The following is a 15,577-nucleotide window of genomic DNA, read 5'->3' as shown; positions in this document are numbered from 1 at the left end:
CGCCCGATGCAAGCCCCTTCCGTGCTGGCGCGCGGTCATGCTTGAGTGACAGACATGACCCGCGCTGCCGTGCTCCGCTCATTGCGGACGATCGTTCCCGACACCGTCATCGAGCAGCACGAGGTGCGCGACATCTTCGCCTCGCAGCCCGATGTCGGACGCCTCGCCCAGCGGATCATCGGGGCGTCGTTCAACGGCTCGGGCATCGACACCCGCCACACCGTCATCCGAGAGCTCTCGCCCGCGGCCGGCACGGACGACAAGATGTTCTTCGACCGTGAGACGGGCCGCCTGCAGTCGCCGGGCACCGCAGCCCGCAACGACCTCTATACGCGCGAGGCGTTGCGTCTCTTCGTGGAGGTGGCGCGCAGCGCCTTGGACGCAGACCCCGACATCGTCGCCGCAGACGTCACGCACGTCATCACCGCATCCTGCACGGGCTTCCACGCGCCGGGCCCCGAGTACGAGATCGTGCGCGGGCTGGGGCTGTCCGACAGCGTGCAGCGTTATCACCTCGGATTCATGGGCTGCTACGCCTCGCTGCCGGCGCTCCGTGCGGCGAGCCAGTTCTGCGCAGCCGACCCCACGGCCGTGGTGCTCGTGGTCAGCGTCGAGCTGTGCACCGTCCACCTTCGCTCGTCGGAGGACCCGGATCTCATCGTCGCCAACTCGCTCTTCGCCGACGGGGCGGCCGCCGGCATCGTCACCGCACGCGACCTCGCCACTCCTGTTCCTGCGGTGCGTCTCGACGGCTTCCACACGGCGATAGCCGCGGAGGGCGAGAAGGACATGGCCTGGACCATCGGCGACCACGGCTTCGAGATGATCCTGTCGACGAAGGTGCCGCAGATCATCGGGGAGACCATCATCGGTGCGATCCGTCCGCTGTACGCGCGCGAGGGCGAGCTCGCAGCCGCGTTCGACGAGGGGCGTGTGGGGGAGCGGGTGGAGCACTGGGCCATCCACCCCGGTGGACGCAGCATCCTCGACCGCGTGCAGGAGCGACTGAATCTCAGCGACGATCAGCTCTTCCCGGCCCGGGAGACGCTGCGCGAGAACGGCAACATGTCGAGCGCCACTGTGCTCTTCGTCATCAAGCGGATCCTCGACGACGGCGCGGGGGACGGGTCGCGCGTCGCCGCGATGGCCTTCGGCCCTGGGCTGACCGCCGAGAGCGCACTGATGACGGTCACCACCGGCATCTCGTGAGACACGACCTTTCGACACGCGCCACCGAGGCGCGCGAGCTCATGGACGACCCGCATGCGGACGTCGGGATGCTGGAGCGCACCTACCGGCGCTTCCGTCTCGTGAACGCGCTCGTCTCCCGACCCCGACTGCTCTATCGCCAGGACATCCTGCCGCGCGCCCGCCGTGGCCCGATCCGCATCCTCGACATCGGCGCGGGTGGCGGAGACGTATGCCGGATGATCGCGGCGCGAGCGCGGCGAGCGGGTCTCGAGGTGGAGATCACGGCGCTGGACGCCGACGAGCGGGCGATCCGCTGGGCGGCGGAGCACGATGGAGGAGCCGGCATCGCATATCGCTGCGCCTTCTCGTCAGACCTCGTGGCGGATGGCGAGCAGTTCGACGTGGTCTTCTCGAATCACGTGCTGCACCACCTCACCGGGGCGGAGCTCGACGGCCTGCTGCGGGACTCCGAGGCGCTCGTCGGCAGCGGCGGTGTCGTGGTGCACCGCGACATCGCCCGCACTCGACTCGCCTACGTGCTGTACGACGTCGCGACGTGGATCCTCGCGGGCACGCTGTTCCGGGGCTCGTTCATCCGAGAGGACGGCCTCGTCAGCATCCGTCGCTCGTACACGAGGGGAGAACTCGCCGCGCTCGTGCCGTCCGGATGGACCGTGCACTTCGGACTCCCCTCGCGGCTGGAGCTGCGCAGGCGCGCCGACGCGGTCTCATGACGCACGAAGGCCCGGCCACGCGTGAGCGTGCCGGGCCTTCGAGTCGATCGCGGTGATCAGAAGTTGATCATGTGACCTGCGAGGCCGTGGAAGCCCTCCTGCAGCGCCTCCGAGAGCGTCGGGTGCGTGTGCACGTTGCGAGCCAGCTCGAGGGCCGTGAGGTCCCACTTCTGGGCCAGCGTCAGCTCGGGCAGGAGCTCCGACACGTCGGGGCCGATCATGTGGGCGCCGATGAGCTCGAGGTGCTCGGCGTCGGCGATCAGCTTGACGAATCCGACGGGCTCGCCGAGCCCGTGCGCCTTGCCGTTGGCCATGAACGGGAACGTCGCGACCTTGATCTCGCGTCCCTCGTCCTTCGCCTGCTGCTCGGTGAGACCGAACGAGGCGACCTGCGGCGAGCAGAACGTCGCGCGCGGCATCATGCGGTAGTCGCCCAGCGTCTGGGTCTCCGCGCCGCCGATGGTCTCTGCGGCCACGACGCCCTGCGCCTCGGCCACATGGGCGAGCTGCAGCTTGGCGGTGACATCGCCGATCGCGTAGATGCCCTCGACGTTCGTGCGCATGTGGTCGTCGATGTCGATCGCGCCGCGCTCGGTGAGCTTCACGCCGGTGGCCTCGAGACCGAAGCCCTCGATGTTGGGGGCGAAGCCGACCGACATGAGCACCTTGTCGGCCTCGATCGAACTCTGCTGACCGTCCTTACCGGTGTAGGAGACGGTGACGGACGAGCCGTTGTCCACGACGGACTCGACCTTGGTGGAGGTCAGGATGTCGACGCCGTAGTTCTTGTACTGCTTGGCGATCTCCTTCGACACGTCGGCATCCTCGTTGGGGAGGGCACGGTCGAGGAACTCGATGATGGTGACCTTGACGCCGTAGTTCGTCATCACATACGCGAACTCCATGCCGATGGCGCCGGCGCCCACGATGACGATGGACTTCGGCAGCTCGCGCGAGAGGATCTGCTCTTCGTACGTCACGACGTTGTCGCTGAGCTGGACGCCCGGAAGAAGTCGGACCTTCGAGCCCGTGGCGATGATCGCGTTGTCGAAGGTGATTTCTTCGGTCGAGCCGTCGGACTTCGCGACCGAGATCGCCTTCGGGCCCGTGAAGGTGCCGCGACCGTCGTACTCGGTCACCTTGTTCTTCTTCATCAGGAAGTGGATGCCCTTGACGCGACCGTCGGCGACGACGCGGCTGCGGTCGAACGCCTTGCCGTAGTCGATCGTGAACTCACCCGAGATGCCGAAGAAGTCGGCCTTGTGGTTGAGCGTGTGCGCGAGCTCCGCGTTCTTCAGAAGAGCCTTGGAGGGGATGCAGCCCACGTTGAGGCACACACCGCCCCAGTACTTCTCTTCGATGATGGCGGTGGACAGACCGAGCTGCGCGCTGCGAACCGCAGCGACGTATCCGCCAGGACCTGCACCGAGGATGACGACATCGTAATGTGGCATGCCTTAAGCCTATCGCTCCGAGGAGAGGTCGGAATCGGCGGATGCCGGGTCGCGACGACCGCGGACGACGAGCCAGACGACGATGCCGACGATCACGAGGACGCCGACGATCGAGAGCACCCAGATCGTCGTCATCGGCGCCGCTGAGTCGTCGCTCTCGGGGGCCGGGGTGGCGTCCGTCCCGGGGCCCGCGGTCGCAGCCGGCTCGGGTGCTGCGGTGGCGCTGGCAGTGGGCTCGGAGCTGGGCTCCGAGGTGGGCGCGGCCTCCGTGCTGTTCGTGACCGTGAAGTCGAACTCTCCCGAGGTCGGATGGCCGTCGCTCGACACGACCTTCCAGATCACGTGATAGCCGCCGGCTGGGGCCTCGGCGGCGAGCGGCTGAGTGACGATCGCCCCCTCGACCGTGGCGGTTCCGTCGGTGACCGAGTTGCCGGACGGATCCGTCACGACGACCTCGGTCGCGCCGGTCTCGTCGATGAGCTTCGCGCTGAAGGTGAGCGTCAATTCGGTGGGAAGCGTGTCGACCGTGCTGTCGGCCTCGGGGGAGGAGGCGAGCAGGCTGTCGTGGGCCGAGGCGGAGAGAGGTGCGAACAGCACGAGGAATGCGGTCAGGAGGGCGGCCGCAAGGGCGATCGGAGCTGCGGGGAGGCGACGGGCTGTGGTTTTCACGTGATCAGCCTATGAAGTGTCGGTATGCGGTGCCTGATAGTGACGCGAGCTCCCGCGAGCGCCGTCCGATCAGTTAGTCTGGAGGACTAGGAGGGCATAGTGACAGACAGCCAGAATCGATCGGGCGGAGACGCCGCGATCCACCGTCCCGGCGAGCAGAGGCACGACGTGACGCAGACGTTCGGGCATGACTCGGACCTCTCCTTCGTGCCTTTCGGCGTGGAGCTCACCGACGTGGAGCAGGGCGCCATCGCGGCCCTTCCCTCCGGTTCCGCACTGCTTCTCGTGCGCTCCGGAGCTCTTGCGGGGGCCCGCTACCTTCTCGACACCGATGTGACGACTGTGGGGCGCCACCCCGAAGCCGACATCTTCTTCGACGACGTGACCGTCTCGCGCCGTCATGCGGAAGTGACTCGCAACGGATCGACGTTCGAGATCATCGACCAGCGTTCGCTCAACGGCACGTATGTGAACGGTGAGCGCGTCGACCGCAGTCCGCTGGTCGACGGCACCGAGCTTCGCGTCGGCAAGTTCCGGTTGAACTTCTTCGCCTCTCCCGTCGATCGCGTCGCGGCGATCGACTGATGGCGGCTTCCCCCGCCCGCGAACGCTCAGCGTCCGCGGGCCTTCTGAGCATCGGGCAGGTGCTGGCCCGGCTCACGCCCGAGTTTCCCGAGCTCACCTCCAGCAAGCTCCGTTTCCTCGAGGTGCAGGGGATCGTCAGCCCGTCGCGCACGGAGTCCGGCTACCGCAAGTTCTCGCAGGCCGACATCGAGCGGCTGCGTCTCGGTCTCACGCTGCAGCGCGACCACTACCTGCCGCTCAGCATCATCCGCGAGCAGCTCGACGAGGCAGAGGCGAACGGTGAATCCGCGACCCTGGCTCCGCCGCCCTCGATCGCGCCCACTCCCCGGCGCTACCGCCGAGGAGAGCTGCTGTCGGCAGCAGGCGCGGGCCCCCAGCTTCTCAACGACGCGATCAGCACCGGCGTGATCGTCGCGCAGGAGAGCTACCCCGAGTCGACCGTCACGCTGCTTCGCGGCCTGGTCGCCCTCGATCGCCACGGCATCGAGCCCCGCCACCTGCGCTCGCTGAGGCAGGGTGCCGAGCGAGAGGTCGCGCTGATCGAGTCTGCGATGTCGTCTCTGCTGCGTCGTACGGACGCCGCGTCGAGGGCGAAGGCGAGTGAGATGGCACCGAGCCTCGCCTCGAAGATCGACGAGGTGCGCTCGCTCTTCGTCAAGGACGCGCTCACCAGGTTGCTTTCGTAACGAACTGATTGCGACACACCTTCGGTGTCCCACGGATGTCATTGCCGGTGCCGGAGGCCTGCTCTAGCGTGGAGGTAACAGCTCCAGGGAGGATTTCAAATGAATGCGGATGAGCGTGCAGGCGACCCGCGGTTCGTGCCGGAACTCCTCTTCACCGACGGTCTGCCGGCGATGGACGACGAGGTCGGCTACCGCGGTGCGGTAGCGGCGCGGGCGGCCGGCATCACCTACCGGCAACTGGACTACTGGGCTCGCACCGAGCTGGTGGAGCCCACGGTGCGCGGCGCCAGCGGTTCCGGGTCGCAGCGTCTCTACGGCTTCCGCGACATCCTCGTGCTCAAGCTCGTGAAGAGCCTTCTCGACACCGGCATCTCGCTGCAGCAGATCCGCACGGCGGTCGATGAACTCCGCCGCGCCGGCATCCGCGATCTCGCAGGAACGACGCTGATGAGCGACGGAGCCTCCGTCTACCTGTGCACCTCGAACGACGAGGTCATCGACCTGGTCAGTCGCGGTCAGGGAGTGTTCGGCATCGCTGTGGGCAAGGTCCTCCGCGAGGTCGAGTCGACGCTCGTCGAGTTCGATGCGACAGTGCCCGACCCGGTCGACGAGCTGTCGGCACGGCGCTCGAAGCGTTCCGCCTGAGCATTCGCCACCGAAGTCCCGCGAGCAGAGTCGCGCGACACGAAGAAACGGCCACCCTCGCGAGAGGATGGCCGTTCTGCTGTCCGGGGTGAGTCAGGCCTGCACGCCCGAGTCGGCGACCTGGATCCGGCCGGTGCGGATGATCCGGTCGAGCAGCTGATCGAAGTCGGAAGCGAGCTCCTGGGCCGAGTCGCCCGGCCAGATGTGGAGCGGCTTGGCTGCTCCCTGAGCCTGCTGCAGCGAGGTGCGCTCGGGAAGCTGGGGGGAGAGCACGAGCGGACCGAACATGTCGCGCAGCTCCTTGATGCGGAACTGGTGCTCGATCGACTGGGGGCGCACCCGGTTCACGACGATGCCGAGAGGCTGCAGTCGGGGGGAGAGGCCGCGACGGATCTCTTCGATCGCGCGCAGCGCGCGGTCGGCCGCAGCCACGGAGAAGAGCCCGGGCTCTGTGACGACCATCACCCGATCGCTCGCTGCCCACGCGGTGCGGGTGAGGGCGTTCAGCGACGGGGCGCAGTCGATGAGGACGAGGTCGTAATCGGCCTCGACGGCAGCGAGCGCCTCTTCGAGCTTCCAGACGTCGCGCACGCTCGGGTGCGGGCCGTCGAAGTTGATCGCGGACGGACTGCCGATCAGCACGTCGATGGTCCCGGGGTGCACCTTCGCCCAGCCGCTCGAGGTGATCGCCTGACGGACGACCTTCTCCTTCGGGTTCGCCAGGACATCGGCGATGTTGAGCCGACCTGCCACCTGGATGTCCATCCCGGTGGACACATCGGACTGTGGGTCGAGGTCGACGACGAGCGTTCGGACACCACGGGCGAAGGCTGCTGAGGCCAGGCCGAGTGTCACGGTCGTCTTGCCGACGCCTCCCTTGAGAGAGCTGACGCTGAGTACGTGCACGAACACCACGTTACCTTCCCCTAGGCTGGGTGCACACTCAGCCCCGCCCCATGCGCGCCGTATTCCGATGCGTATCGAGCTCCCAGAGGTGTGCATGTTCCAGAAGATCCTTGTGGCGAACCGCGGCGAGATCGCGATCCGTGCCTTCCGTGCGGCTTTCGAAGTCGGGGCCAGGACTGTGGCGGTGTTCCCGCACGAGGACCGTGGTTCGGTCCATCGGCTCAAAGCCGACGAGGCCTACGAGATCGGCGAACGCGGTCATCCGGTGCGCGCCTACCTCGACGTCGATGAGATCATCCGCGTCGCGAGGGATGCCGGAGCAGATGCGATCTACCCCGGATACGGCTTCCTCTCGGAGAACCCGGAGCTGGCCGAGAAGGCCGCCGCCAACGGCATCGTCTTCATCGGGCCCCCTGCGAAGGTCCTCGAGATGGCGGGCAACAAGGTCGAGGCCAAGCGTCATGCCATCGAGGCCGGCGTTCCGGTGCTCCGTTCGACGGAGGCGTCCGATGACATCGATGCACTCGTCGCCCAGGCCGCTGAGATCGGCTTCCCGCTGTTCGCGAAGGCCGTCGCCGGCGGTGGCGGACGCGGCATGCGACGCGTCGAGTCCGCAGGTGAGCTCGCTCCGGCACTCGCAGAGGCCATGCGCGAGGCCGCCAGCGCGTTCGGCGATCCGAGGATGTTCCTCGAGCAGGCGGTCCTTCGTCCTCGGCACATCGAAGTGCAGATCCTCGCCGACAAGACGGGCGAGACCGTGCACCTCTTCGAGCGGGACTGCTCCGTGCAGCGCCGTCACCAGAAGGTGGTGGAGATCGCCCCGGCACCGAACCTCGACGACGGCATCCGCACCGCGCTGCACGGCTACGCCGTCGCGTTCGCCCGTTCCATCGGATACGAGAACGCGGGAACGGTCGAGTTCCTGCTCGAGACCGCGGGGGAGCGCACCGGCGAGGTCGTCTTCATCGAGATGAATCCGCGCATCCAGGTCGAGCACACGGTCACCGAGGAGGTGACCGACGTCGATCTCGTGCAGAGTCAGATGCGCATCGCGGCCGGACAGACGCTCGCGGAGCTCGGTCTCGAGCAGAAGGATCTCCATGTGCGGGGAGCTGCGCTGCAGTGCCGCATCACGACGGAGGATCCCACTCAGGGGTTCCGTCCGGACACCGGCAAGATCACCACATACCGCTCACCGGGTGGCGCAGGGATCCGGCTCGACGGCGGCACCGTCCATCAGGGCGCGCAGATCAGTCCGCACTTCGACTCGATGCTCGCGAAGCTGACCTGCCGTGGTCGCGACTACCCTGCTGCCGTGGCGCGCGCGCGGCGCGCGCTGGCGGAATTCCGCATCCGCGGCGTCTCGACGAACATCCCGTTCCTGCAGGCGCTGCTCGAGGATGACGCGTTCATCGCCGGCGACGTGAGCACGTCCTTCATCGACGAGCGTCCCGACCTGCTGCGCGGACGCGAGTCGAAGGATCGCGGTACCCGGATCCTGAACTGGCTGGTGGACGTGACGGTCAACAAGCCCCACGGCATCCACCCCGGCTCGTTGGATCCGCGGGCCAAGCTTCCGGCCGTAGACCTGTCCGCCACCCCGGCATCCGGTTCACGGCAGCGCCTGCTCGAGTTGGGACCGGAGGGCTTCGCGAAGAGCCTCCGCGCGCAGAGTGCCCTCGCCATCACGGACACGACCTTCCGTGATGCGCACCAGTCGCTCCTGGCCACCCGGGTGCGCACGAGGGATCTCGTCGCGGTCGCACCGCACATCGCCAGGCTGACGCCGGAGCTGTTCTCGGTCGAGGCCTGGGGAGGTGCCACCTACGACGTCGCTCTGCGCTTCCTGGGCGAAGACCCCTGGGAGCGTCTCGACAAGCTGCGGGCCGCCCTTCCGAACGTCGCGATCCAGATGCTTCTCCGGGGACGCAACACCGTGGGCTACACGCCCTACCCGACGGCGGTCACCGAAGCGTTCGTGAAGGAGGCGGCGGCGAGCGGGGTCGACATCTTCCGGATCTTCGATGCCCTCAACGACATCGAGCAGATGCGCCCAGCGATCGACGCGGTGCGGAACACGGGTACGGCCATAGCCGAGGTGGCGCTCTGCTACACCGGCGACCTGCTGAACCCGGCCGAGGACCTGTACACCCTCGACTACTACCTGAATCTCGCCGAGCAGATCGTCGGGGCCGGGGCGCACATCCTGGCGATCAAGGACATGGCGGGCCTTCTGCGTCCTGCGGCGGCGGCGAAACTCGTCACCGCGCTGCGCGAGCGCTTCGATCTGCCCGTGCATCTGCACACGCACGACACCCCCGGCGGACAGCTCGCCACCCTGCTCGCCGCCAGCGCGGCGGGAGTGGATGCGGTCGACGCGGCATCCGCTCCGCTGTCCGGCACGACCAGCCAGCCCTCCCTCTCATCTCTCGTCGCCGCGCTCGCGCACACGGATCGGGACAGCGGGATCTCGCTCGACAGCGTCTCGAACCTCGAGCCGTACTGGGAGGCGGTCCGTCGGATGTACGCGCCGTTCGAATCCGGACTTCCGGGCCCCACAGGCCGGGTCTACCACCACGAGATCCCGGGCGGTCAGCTGTCGAACCTGCGTCAGCAGGCGAAGGCGCTCGGCCTCGCAGAGGACTTCGAGCTGATCGAGGACATGTACGCCGCCGCCGATCGGATCCTCGGCCGGGTTCCCAAGGTGACCCCCTCGTCGAAGGTGGTCGGCGATCTCGCGCTGCACCTGGCAGCGGTGAAGGCGGACCCCGCCGATTTCGAGGCGAACCCCGAGAAGTACGACGTGCCCGACTCCGTCGTCGGATTCATGGCGGGTGAACTCGGCGATCTCCCGGGCGGATGGCCCGAGCCCTTCCGCACGAAGGTTCTGGCGGGACGGTCGGTGCGCACAGGCATGACGGAGATCTCGGCCGACGATGAGGCGGCCCTCGCAGGTGACGGTGCGACCCGTCGGGCGAGACTGAACACGCTGCTGTTCCCCGCGCCGATGCGCGAGTTCACCGAGCGACGCGACGTGTTCGGCGATCTCTCGGTGCTCGACACGGCCGACTACCTCTACGGTCTCGTCCAGGGGCAGGAGCACGTCGTCGAGATCGATCGCGGCGTCCAGCTGTACGTGGGGCTCGAAGCCATCGGCGATGCGGACGACAAGGGCATGCGCACCGTCATGACGACGCTCAACGGTCAGCTGCGACCGGTGTTCGTGCGCGACAGATCGGTGGCAGTGGACGTGCACGAGATCGAGAAGGCCGACACCTCGGTGCCCGGTCAGGTGGCCGCACCGTTCTCGGGCGTCGTGACGCTCAAATCGGAGGTCGGCGACTCGGTGCGCGCCGGTGAACCGGTCGCATCCATCGAGGCGATGAAGATGGAGGCCGCCATCACGGCCCCCATCGACGGTGTGGTCGAGCGGCTCGCGATCGGTGCGACGCAACAGGTCGAGGCCGGCGATCTTTTGGTCGTGATCCGCCCGGCGCACTAATCTTGTGCGGGCGAGGCCGCGTTCGACGAAACGCACCCGAGGCCCGCACAAGCTTGGAGTGACACAGTGACCCCGAAGAACGTGGCAGACAACCCGGACGATGAGTCCAGAGGGGTTCTCAACGACGCGACGTCGTTGGACACCTCGGCGATCGGGATCCTCGGCACCGCGCAGGTGAGCGTGGTGTTGCCGACGGACGATGACGACGACCTGGAAGACGACGGCGTCATCGAGGGCGAGGTCGTCGCGGATCTGATCGTCGACGAGCCCGTCGCCGCGGCGAAGGCTGCGGCGGAGATCGCACCGGCACCGCTCGGTGCGGCGCCGATGATCATCGAGCTGCCGCCGGAGCCCGCGAAGGAAGAGATCCAGCGCCCCGAAGTCGAGGCGGAAGTAGAGCCCCAGGCGGAGCCTGAGCCTGAGTCCGCAGTCGAGCCTGAGCCTGAGGTCGAGCCTGAGTCCGCAGTCGAGCTTGAGCCTGAGCCTGAGCCTGAGCTCGAAGTTGAGCCTGAGGTCGAGTCTGAGTCTGAGGTCGAGTCTGAGGTCGAGTCTGAGGTCGAGCCTGAGCCTGAATCTGAGGTCGAGTCTGAGTCTGAGGTCGAGCGTGAAATCGAGCCCGAGCTTGAAATCGAGCCCGAGCCCGCGGTCGCTCCCGCGACCGAATCGCAGTCGGAGACCGAACAGGACGCTCAGACCGAGCCCCGGCGCACGCGTGAAAGCACTCCGGTGACTGCATCAGCCACGGATGCCGGCGCCATTCCGTCCGCGAAGCCGGCTGCAGCGCCTGCTGATGCCGTCGCCGCGGAGGAGGCCGCTGCCGCCGCGGCGTTCATCGCCAAGGCGAAGGCGGACTTCGACGCCGCGCCGACCTCGAGGAGAGCGTCGGCGGCATCATCTCTCGCCAAGAAGGAGACTTCGGCAATGGACGCACAGAAGCCCAGGACCGCCGTAGCACCCGCGACTCGATCAACCCGGGCCGACGTGCAGCTCTCGTCGAAGCGTCTGGACGACCTCGGCGACTCCTCTCGCGAGAGCGCCGACCTCCTCACCGCCGACCGACTGCTTGACCCGCACCGTCTCACCAAGCCCGAACCCGAGGGGGCGTGGAGTCACTTCCTCTACGCCATCTCGGGGCGCCGGATCAACATCGGTGACGGACGCCGCGCCCGCGAGCGGAAGGCTCTGAGCGCGCGGATCGCCGCTCCGATCGTCGGGGGAGCCCGGTTCGTCCCCGTGCTGTCGCGGAAGGGCGGAGTCGGCAAGACGACGATCACCGCTCTGCTGGGCATGGCCCTCGCCGACGCCAGGGACGATCGCGTGATCGCGGTCGACGCCAACCCCGACCGCGGCACCCTCGCCGAGCGCGTGGTGCGGCCGCACCACAACAAGTCGGTGCGCGACCTCGTCCGCATCCATGACGAGGTCAGGGGGTATCACGACATCTCTGCGATCGTCGCGCGAGACGCCACCCGCCTCGACGTGCTCGCGTCCGACTCGGATCCTCGGATCGCCGAGGCGTTCAGCGACAGCGACTATCGCGACGTGGCAGGCGTCGCCGCGCACTACTACTCGCTCGTGCTCACGGACACCGGAACAGGCATCGTGCACTCGGTCATGTCGGCCACGCTCGATCTGGCCGATCAGATCGTGATCGTGTCGGGGCTGAGCGTCGATGAGGCGCGGCTGGCATCGGAGACCCTGACGTGGCTCGAGAGCAACGGGTACGCCGAGCAGGCCCGGGGGGCGGTCGTGGTGCTGAACCAGTCGACGCCCGGCGCCCCGCTGGTGCGCCTCAACGAGCTCGAAGCGCATTTCGGCACGAGGGCGAAGCATGTGGTGCGGATGCCGTACGACTCGCAGATCGCCGGGGGCGGGACCATCGTCTTCGCCAATCTCCAGCCTGAGACACGGGTGGCGGCACGGGAACTGGCTGCGCTGCTCGTCGAAGGTCTGCGGGCGAAGGGCGCCTGATGGCGGTCCGTGAGATCCGGGTCTTCGGAGACCCCGTGCTTCGCACCGTCTGCGCACCGATCGACCGTATCGACGAGGGGGTGCGCGCGCTCGTCGCCGATCTGATCGACACCGTCGAGCTGCCTGGCCGTGCCGGTGTCGCGGCTCCGCAGATCGGCGTCGCGCTCCGCGCCTTCAGCTACAACATCGACGGTGACATCGGTTACGTGCTCAATCCCGTCCTGACCCAGGTCCGGGGTGAGCCGGTGCCCACGGGGGAGGGCTGCCTGTCGGTTCCCGGCCTGTGGCACGACGCCCTGCGACACCCGTGGGCCCGCGTCGAGGGCATCGACCTCGACGGTGAGCCGGTGGTGCTCGAAGGAAGCGGTCTGCTGGCGCAGGCGCTTCAGCACGAGACCGATCACCTCGATGGGAAGCTCTACCTCACGAGGCTGGATGCCGAGACCCGCAAGCGTGCGATGCGCGAGGTCAGAGAGAGCGCGTGGTTCTGATCCTCGGACACTGAGAAAGGCCCCGCCGGAGCGGGGCCTTTCTGCTGTCTCGCGAGCCTCAGCCGCCGATCGCGACGTTGGTCGTCGAGACGGGTTCGTCGTAGATGGCAGCGATCTCGTCGGCGAAGTCGCTCATGATCACGTTGCGCTTGATCGACAGCTTCGGAGTGAGGTGACCGGAGGCCTCGGTCCACTCGCTGTCGAGAACGGTGAACTTGCGGATGGACTCCGCGCGCGACACGCGGGCGTTGGCGGCATCGACCGCCTTCTGGATCTCGGCACGGACGGCATCGTTCGTGGCGGCCTCGGCGAGCGACATCTCCTTCGGGAGGCCTGCGTTGCCGAGCCAGGTCGGAAGCATCTCGGGATCCAGCGTGATGAGCGCGGAGATGAACGGACGCTGATCGCCGACGACGACGACCTGTCCGATGATCGGATTCGCGCGGATCGGGTCTTCCAGCGCGGCCGGCGCGACGTTCTTTCCGCCGGCCGTGACGATGATCTCCTTCTTGCGACCGGTGATGGTCAGGAAGCCCTCGGAGTCGAAGCTGCCGATGTCGCCCGTGTGGAACCAGCCGCCGTCGCTGAACGCCTCTGCGGTCGCCTCGGGGTTGTTCCAGTACTCCTTGAAGACGTTGATGCCGCGGACCTGGATCTCACCGTCGTCCGCGAGTCGCACACCCACACCGGGGAGCGCGGGGCCGACGGTGCCGATCTTCGACTTGTCGGCCAGGTTCACGGTCGCCGGAGCAGTCGTCTCGGTGAGACCGTATCCCTCGAGGATCACGACGCCGAGGCTGTGGAAGAAGTGGCCCAGACGTGAACCGAGGGGAGCGGAGCCCGACACCGCATAGACGACTCTGCCGCCCATGGCTTCACGCAGCTTGCTGTAGACGAGCTTGTTGAAGAGTGCGAACTTGAGCTTCGTCCCGATCGGGATGCTCTTGCCCTCCTCGACGAGCTTCGAGTGCTGGATGGCGACGTCCGCGGCGGCGCGGAAGATCTTCCCCTTCCCACCGGCCTCGGCCTTCTGCTCGGCGGAGTTGTAGACCTTCTCGAAGACGCGCGGCACGGCGAGAAGGTAGGTCGGCTTGAACGACCCGAGCGCCGGCAGCAGCTGTCGAGTGTCGGGCTGGTGTCCGGTGCGCACACCGGCGTGGATGTTGAGGATCGAGATGAAGCGCGCGAACACGTGCGCTGTCGTGATGAAGAGCAGCGTGGAGGAACCCGGTGTCTGAACCACTGCGTCGAGTGCCGTCGCGGAATTGCGGCACAGCTCGACGAAGTTGCTGTGTGTGAGGACGCAGCCCTTGGGGCGGCCGGTCGACCCCGAGGTGTAGATGAGGGTGGCGATGTCAGAACCGACGGCGATGTTGCGGAGACGCTCGATCTCGGCATCGGTGACGGATGCCCCCTGGGCGGTCAGCGAATCGATCGCTCCGAGGTGCAGCTGCCACACCTCGCGGAGCAGCGGGAGGTCGCCGCGCACCTCATCGAGCCGAGCGAAGTGCTCCGGTGACTCGACCACGAGGGCGATGGCACCGGAATCCTCGAGGATCCACTGGATCTGCGACGGAGAGCTGGTCTCGTAGATCGGGACCATCACGGCGCCGGCGTAGAACAGCGCGAAGTCGACGAGAGTCCACTCGTAGGTCGTGCGTGCGAGGAAGCCCACCTTCTCACCCGGCTGGATGCCCGCGGCGACGAAGCCCTTGGCCAGCGCGATGACCGCAGTCTCGAAGTCGGCTGCGGTGATGTCGCGCCATCCGTCGCCATCGGGCACTGCGAAGAGGGGGCGATCGGGAGTCGCCTGGACGCGCTTCGCCAGCAGGTCGGCGATGTTCGCGTCTGGGTCGGCGGGGACGACGGCGGGGACTTCAAACTGGACCACGGCAGCTCCTTCGGTACCGGTCGGGCACTGGGTTGCACACGAGTCTAGAGCATGACACTCGGTCGCAAATCAGGTGACACTCAGTCGCCGATCGGGTCTCGCGAGACCGCGGCTGTGGCGGATGCCGAGCACGACGCTAGACTTCACCTCGATGTTCTACTGGCTGATGAAGTACGTGGCGATCGGTCCCGTGGTCAAAGCGATATTCCGACCATGGGTGGTCGGGCGCGCGAACATCCCGGCGAACGGCGCGGCGATCCTCGCCAGCAACCACCTCTCCTTCGCCGATTCCATCTTCCTGCCGCTGATGATCGACCGACCGATGTCGTTCCTCGCCAAGAGCGACTACTTCACCGGGCGCGGGATCAAGGGCTGGGCCACCAAGTTCTTCATGAAGGCGACAGGGCAGATCCCGATCGACCGCTCCGGCGGCAAGGCGTCCGAGGCCTCTCTCAACACCGGGCTGCAGGTCCTCGGACGCGGCGACCTGCTCGGGATCTATCCGGAGGGCACGCGGAGCCCCGACGGCCGGCTCTACCGTGGCCGCACGGGCATCGCCCGGATGGCGATGGAGGCGAAGGTCCCGGTGATCCCGGTGATCATGGTCGACACCGACACCGCGATGCCCATCGGGCAGCGCCTGCCGCGCGTGGTGCGGGTCGGGATCGTCATCGGAGAGCCCCTGGACTTCTCCCGCTACGCGGGCATGGAGAACGATCGCTACATCCTCCGCTCGGTCACGGACGAGATCATGGTCGCCCTCCAGCGACTGGGTGAACAGCAGTACGACGACGTGTACGCATCGACCGTGAAGGACCGGCTCCCGGCCCGCGTCACACAGCGCTCCTGAGG

13 protein-coding genes are annotated in these 15,577 nt (G+C 67.4%); 9 read left to right on the top strand and 4 right to left on the bottom strand.

Annotation, left to right across the window (positions count from 1 at the left end; all coding sequences use genetic code 11):
- Window positions 1–54: 54 nt before the first annotated feature.
- Both QRN21_RS05580 and QRN21_RS05575 read left to right on the top strand, forming a co-directional pair.
- Window positions 55–1,209: a type III polyketide synthase gene (locus tag QRN21_RS05580; protein WP_285363362.1), complete on the top strand. Its 1,155-nt coding sequence runs from the start codon at window positions 55–57 to the stop codon at window positions 1,207–1,209.
- A complete protein-coding gene (locus QRN21_RS05575; RefSeq protein WP_285363361.1) occupies window positions 1,206–1,925 on the top strand; it encodes a methyltransferase domain-containing protein in 720 nt (239 codons plus the stop codon). Before QRN21_RS05580 ends, QRN21_RS05575 begins: the two co-directional genes overlap by 4 nt.
- A gap of 56 nt (window positions 1,926–1,981) precedes the next feature.
- Here the strand turns inward: QRN21_RS05575 and lpdA are convergent, their stop codons facing one another.
- Together lpdA and QRN21_RS05565 are read right to left on the bottom strand one after the other, a co-directional pair.
- Complete coding sequence (gene lpdA, locus QRN21_RS05570; RefSeq protein ID WP_056278973.1) at window positions 1,982–3,379, bottom strand: dihydrolipoyl dehydrogenase; 1,398 nt, start codon at window positions 3,377–3,379, stop codon at window positions 1,982–1,984.
- 9 nt (window positions 3,380–3,388) lie between these two features.
- Window positions 3,389–4,048, bottom strand: coding sequence for a copper resistance CopC family protein (locus QRN21_RS05565; protein WP_285363360.1), 660 nt, complete (start codon window positions 4,046–4,048; stop codon window positions 3,389–3,391).
- A 99-nt stretch (window positions 4,049–4,147) separates the two neighbouring features.
- Between QRN21_RS05565 and QRN21_RS05560 the strand changes: the two genes are divergently transcribed.
- From QRN21_RS05560 to QRN21_RS05550, 3 genes are all read left to right on the top strand, one after another.
- The gene (locus QRN21_RS05560) at window positions 4,148–4,633 is read left to right on the top strand and encodes an FHA domain-containing protein (RefSeq protein WP_150115087.1); all 486 of its coding nucleotides are present in this window, start codon (window positions 4,148–4,150) and stop codon (window positions 4,631–4,633) included.
- Window positions 4,633–5,319, top strand: coding sequence for a transcriptional regulator FtsR (ftsR, locus tag QRN21_RS05555; protein WP_056278971.1), 687 nt, complete (start codon window positions 4,633–4,635; stop codon window positions 5,317–5,319). The genes QRN21_RS05560 and ftsR overlap by 1 nt, the downstream gene beginning before the upstream one ends.
- A 99-nt stretch (window positions 5,320–5,418) precedes the next feature.
- Window positions 5,419–5,964: a MerR family transcriptional regulator gene (locus QRN21_RS05550; RefSeq protein ID WP_053096796.1), complete on the top strand. Its 546-nt coding sequence runs from the start codon at window positions 5,419–5,421 to the stop codon at window positions 5,962–5,964.
- Window positions 5,965–6,057: 93 nt separating this feature from the next.
- Here QRN21_RS05550 and QRN21_RS05545 read toward each other — a convergent pair whose 3' ends face one another.
- The gene (locus QRN21_RS05545) at window positions 6,058–6,870 is read right to left on the bottom strand and encodes a ParA family protein (protein WP_053099164.1); all 813 of its coding nucleotides are present in this window, start codon (window positions 6,868–6,870) and stop codon (window positions 6,058–6,060) included.
- A 94-nt stretch (window positions 6,871–6,964) separates the two neighbouring features.
- Between QRN21_RS05545 and QRN21_RS05540 the strand changes: the two genes are divergently transcribed.
- The 3 genes from QRN21_RS05540 (at window position 6,965) to def (ending at window position 12,834) form a co-directional block, all read left to right on the top strand.
- Window positions 6,965–10,372 carry a pyruvate carboxylase gene (locus QRN21_RS05540; protein WP_285363359.1) on the top strand — a complete coding sequence of 1,136 codons (3,408 nt, stop codon included), beginning with the start codon at window positions 6,965–6,967 and terminating at the stop codon, window positions 10,370–10,372.
- Between the two features lie 66 nt (window positions 10,373–10,438).
- On the top strand, window positions 10,439–12,343 hold the full coding sequence (locus QRN21_RS05535) for a nucleotide-binding protein (RefSeq protein ID WP_285363358.1): 1,905 nt from the start codon (window positions 10,439–10,441) through the stop codon (window positions 12,341–12,343).
- Complete coding sequence (gene def / locus QRN21_RS05530) at window positions 12,343–12,834, top strand: peptide deformylase (RefSeq protein WP_285363357.1); 492 nt, start codon at window positions 12,343–12,345, stop codon at window positions 12,832–12,834. The genes QRN21_RS05535 and def overlap by 1 nt, the downstream gene beginning before the upstream one ends.
- Before the next feature lie 58 nt (window positions 12,835–12,892).
- On the opposite strand, the gene QRN21_RS05525 is transcribed toward def, so the two are convergent.
- Window positions 12,893–14,725, bottom strand: a complete 1,833-nt coding sequence (locus QRN21_RS05525; protein ID WP_056278967.1) for an AMP-dependent synthetase/ligase — start codon at window positions 14,723–14,725, stop codon at window positions 12,893–12,895.
- A gap of 151 nt (window positions 14,726–14,876) precedes the next feature.
- Here QRN21_RS05525 and QRN21_RS05520 point away from each other — a divergent pair, with 151 nt between their 5' ends.
- Window positions 14,877–15,575: a lysophospholipid acyltransferase family protein gene (locus QRN21_RS05520; protein WP_053099163.1), complete on the top strand. Its 699-nt coding sequence runs from the start codon at window positions 14,877–14,879 to the stop codon at window positions 15,573–15,575.
- Window positions 15,576–15,577: the final 2 nt, after the last annotated feature.

The sequence above is a fragment of the Microbacterium sp. LMC-P-041 genome (genome assembly GCF_030209555.1).
In the GTDB taxonomy this organism is placed as follows: Bacteria; Actinomycetota; Actinomycetes; order Actinomycetales; family Microbacteriaceae; genus Microbacterium.
The sequence above is the reverse complement of the archived record's forward strand: the minus strand, read 5'-3'. Positions and strand labels throughout refer to the sequence as shown.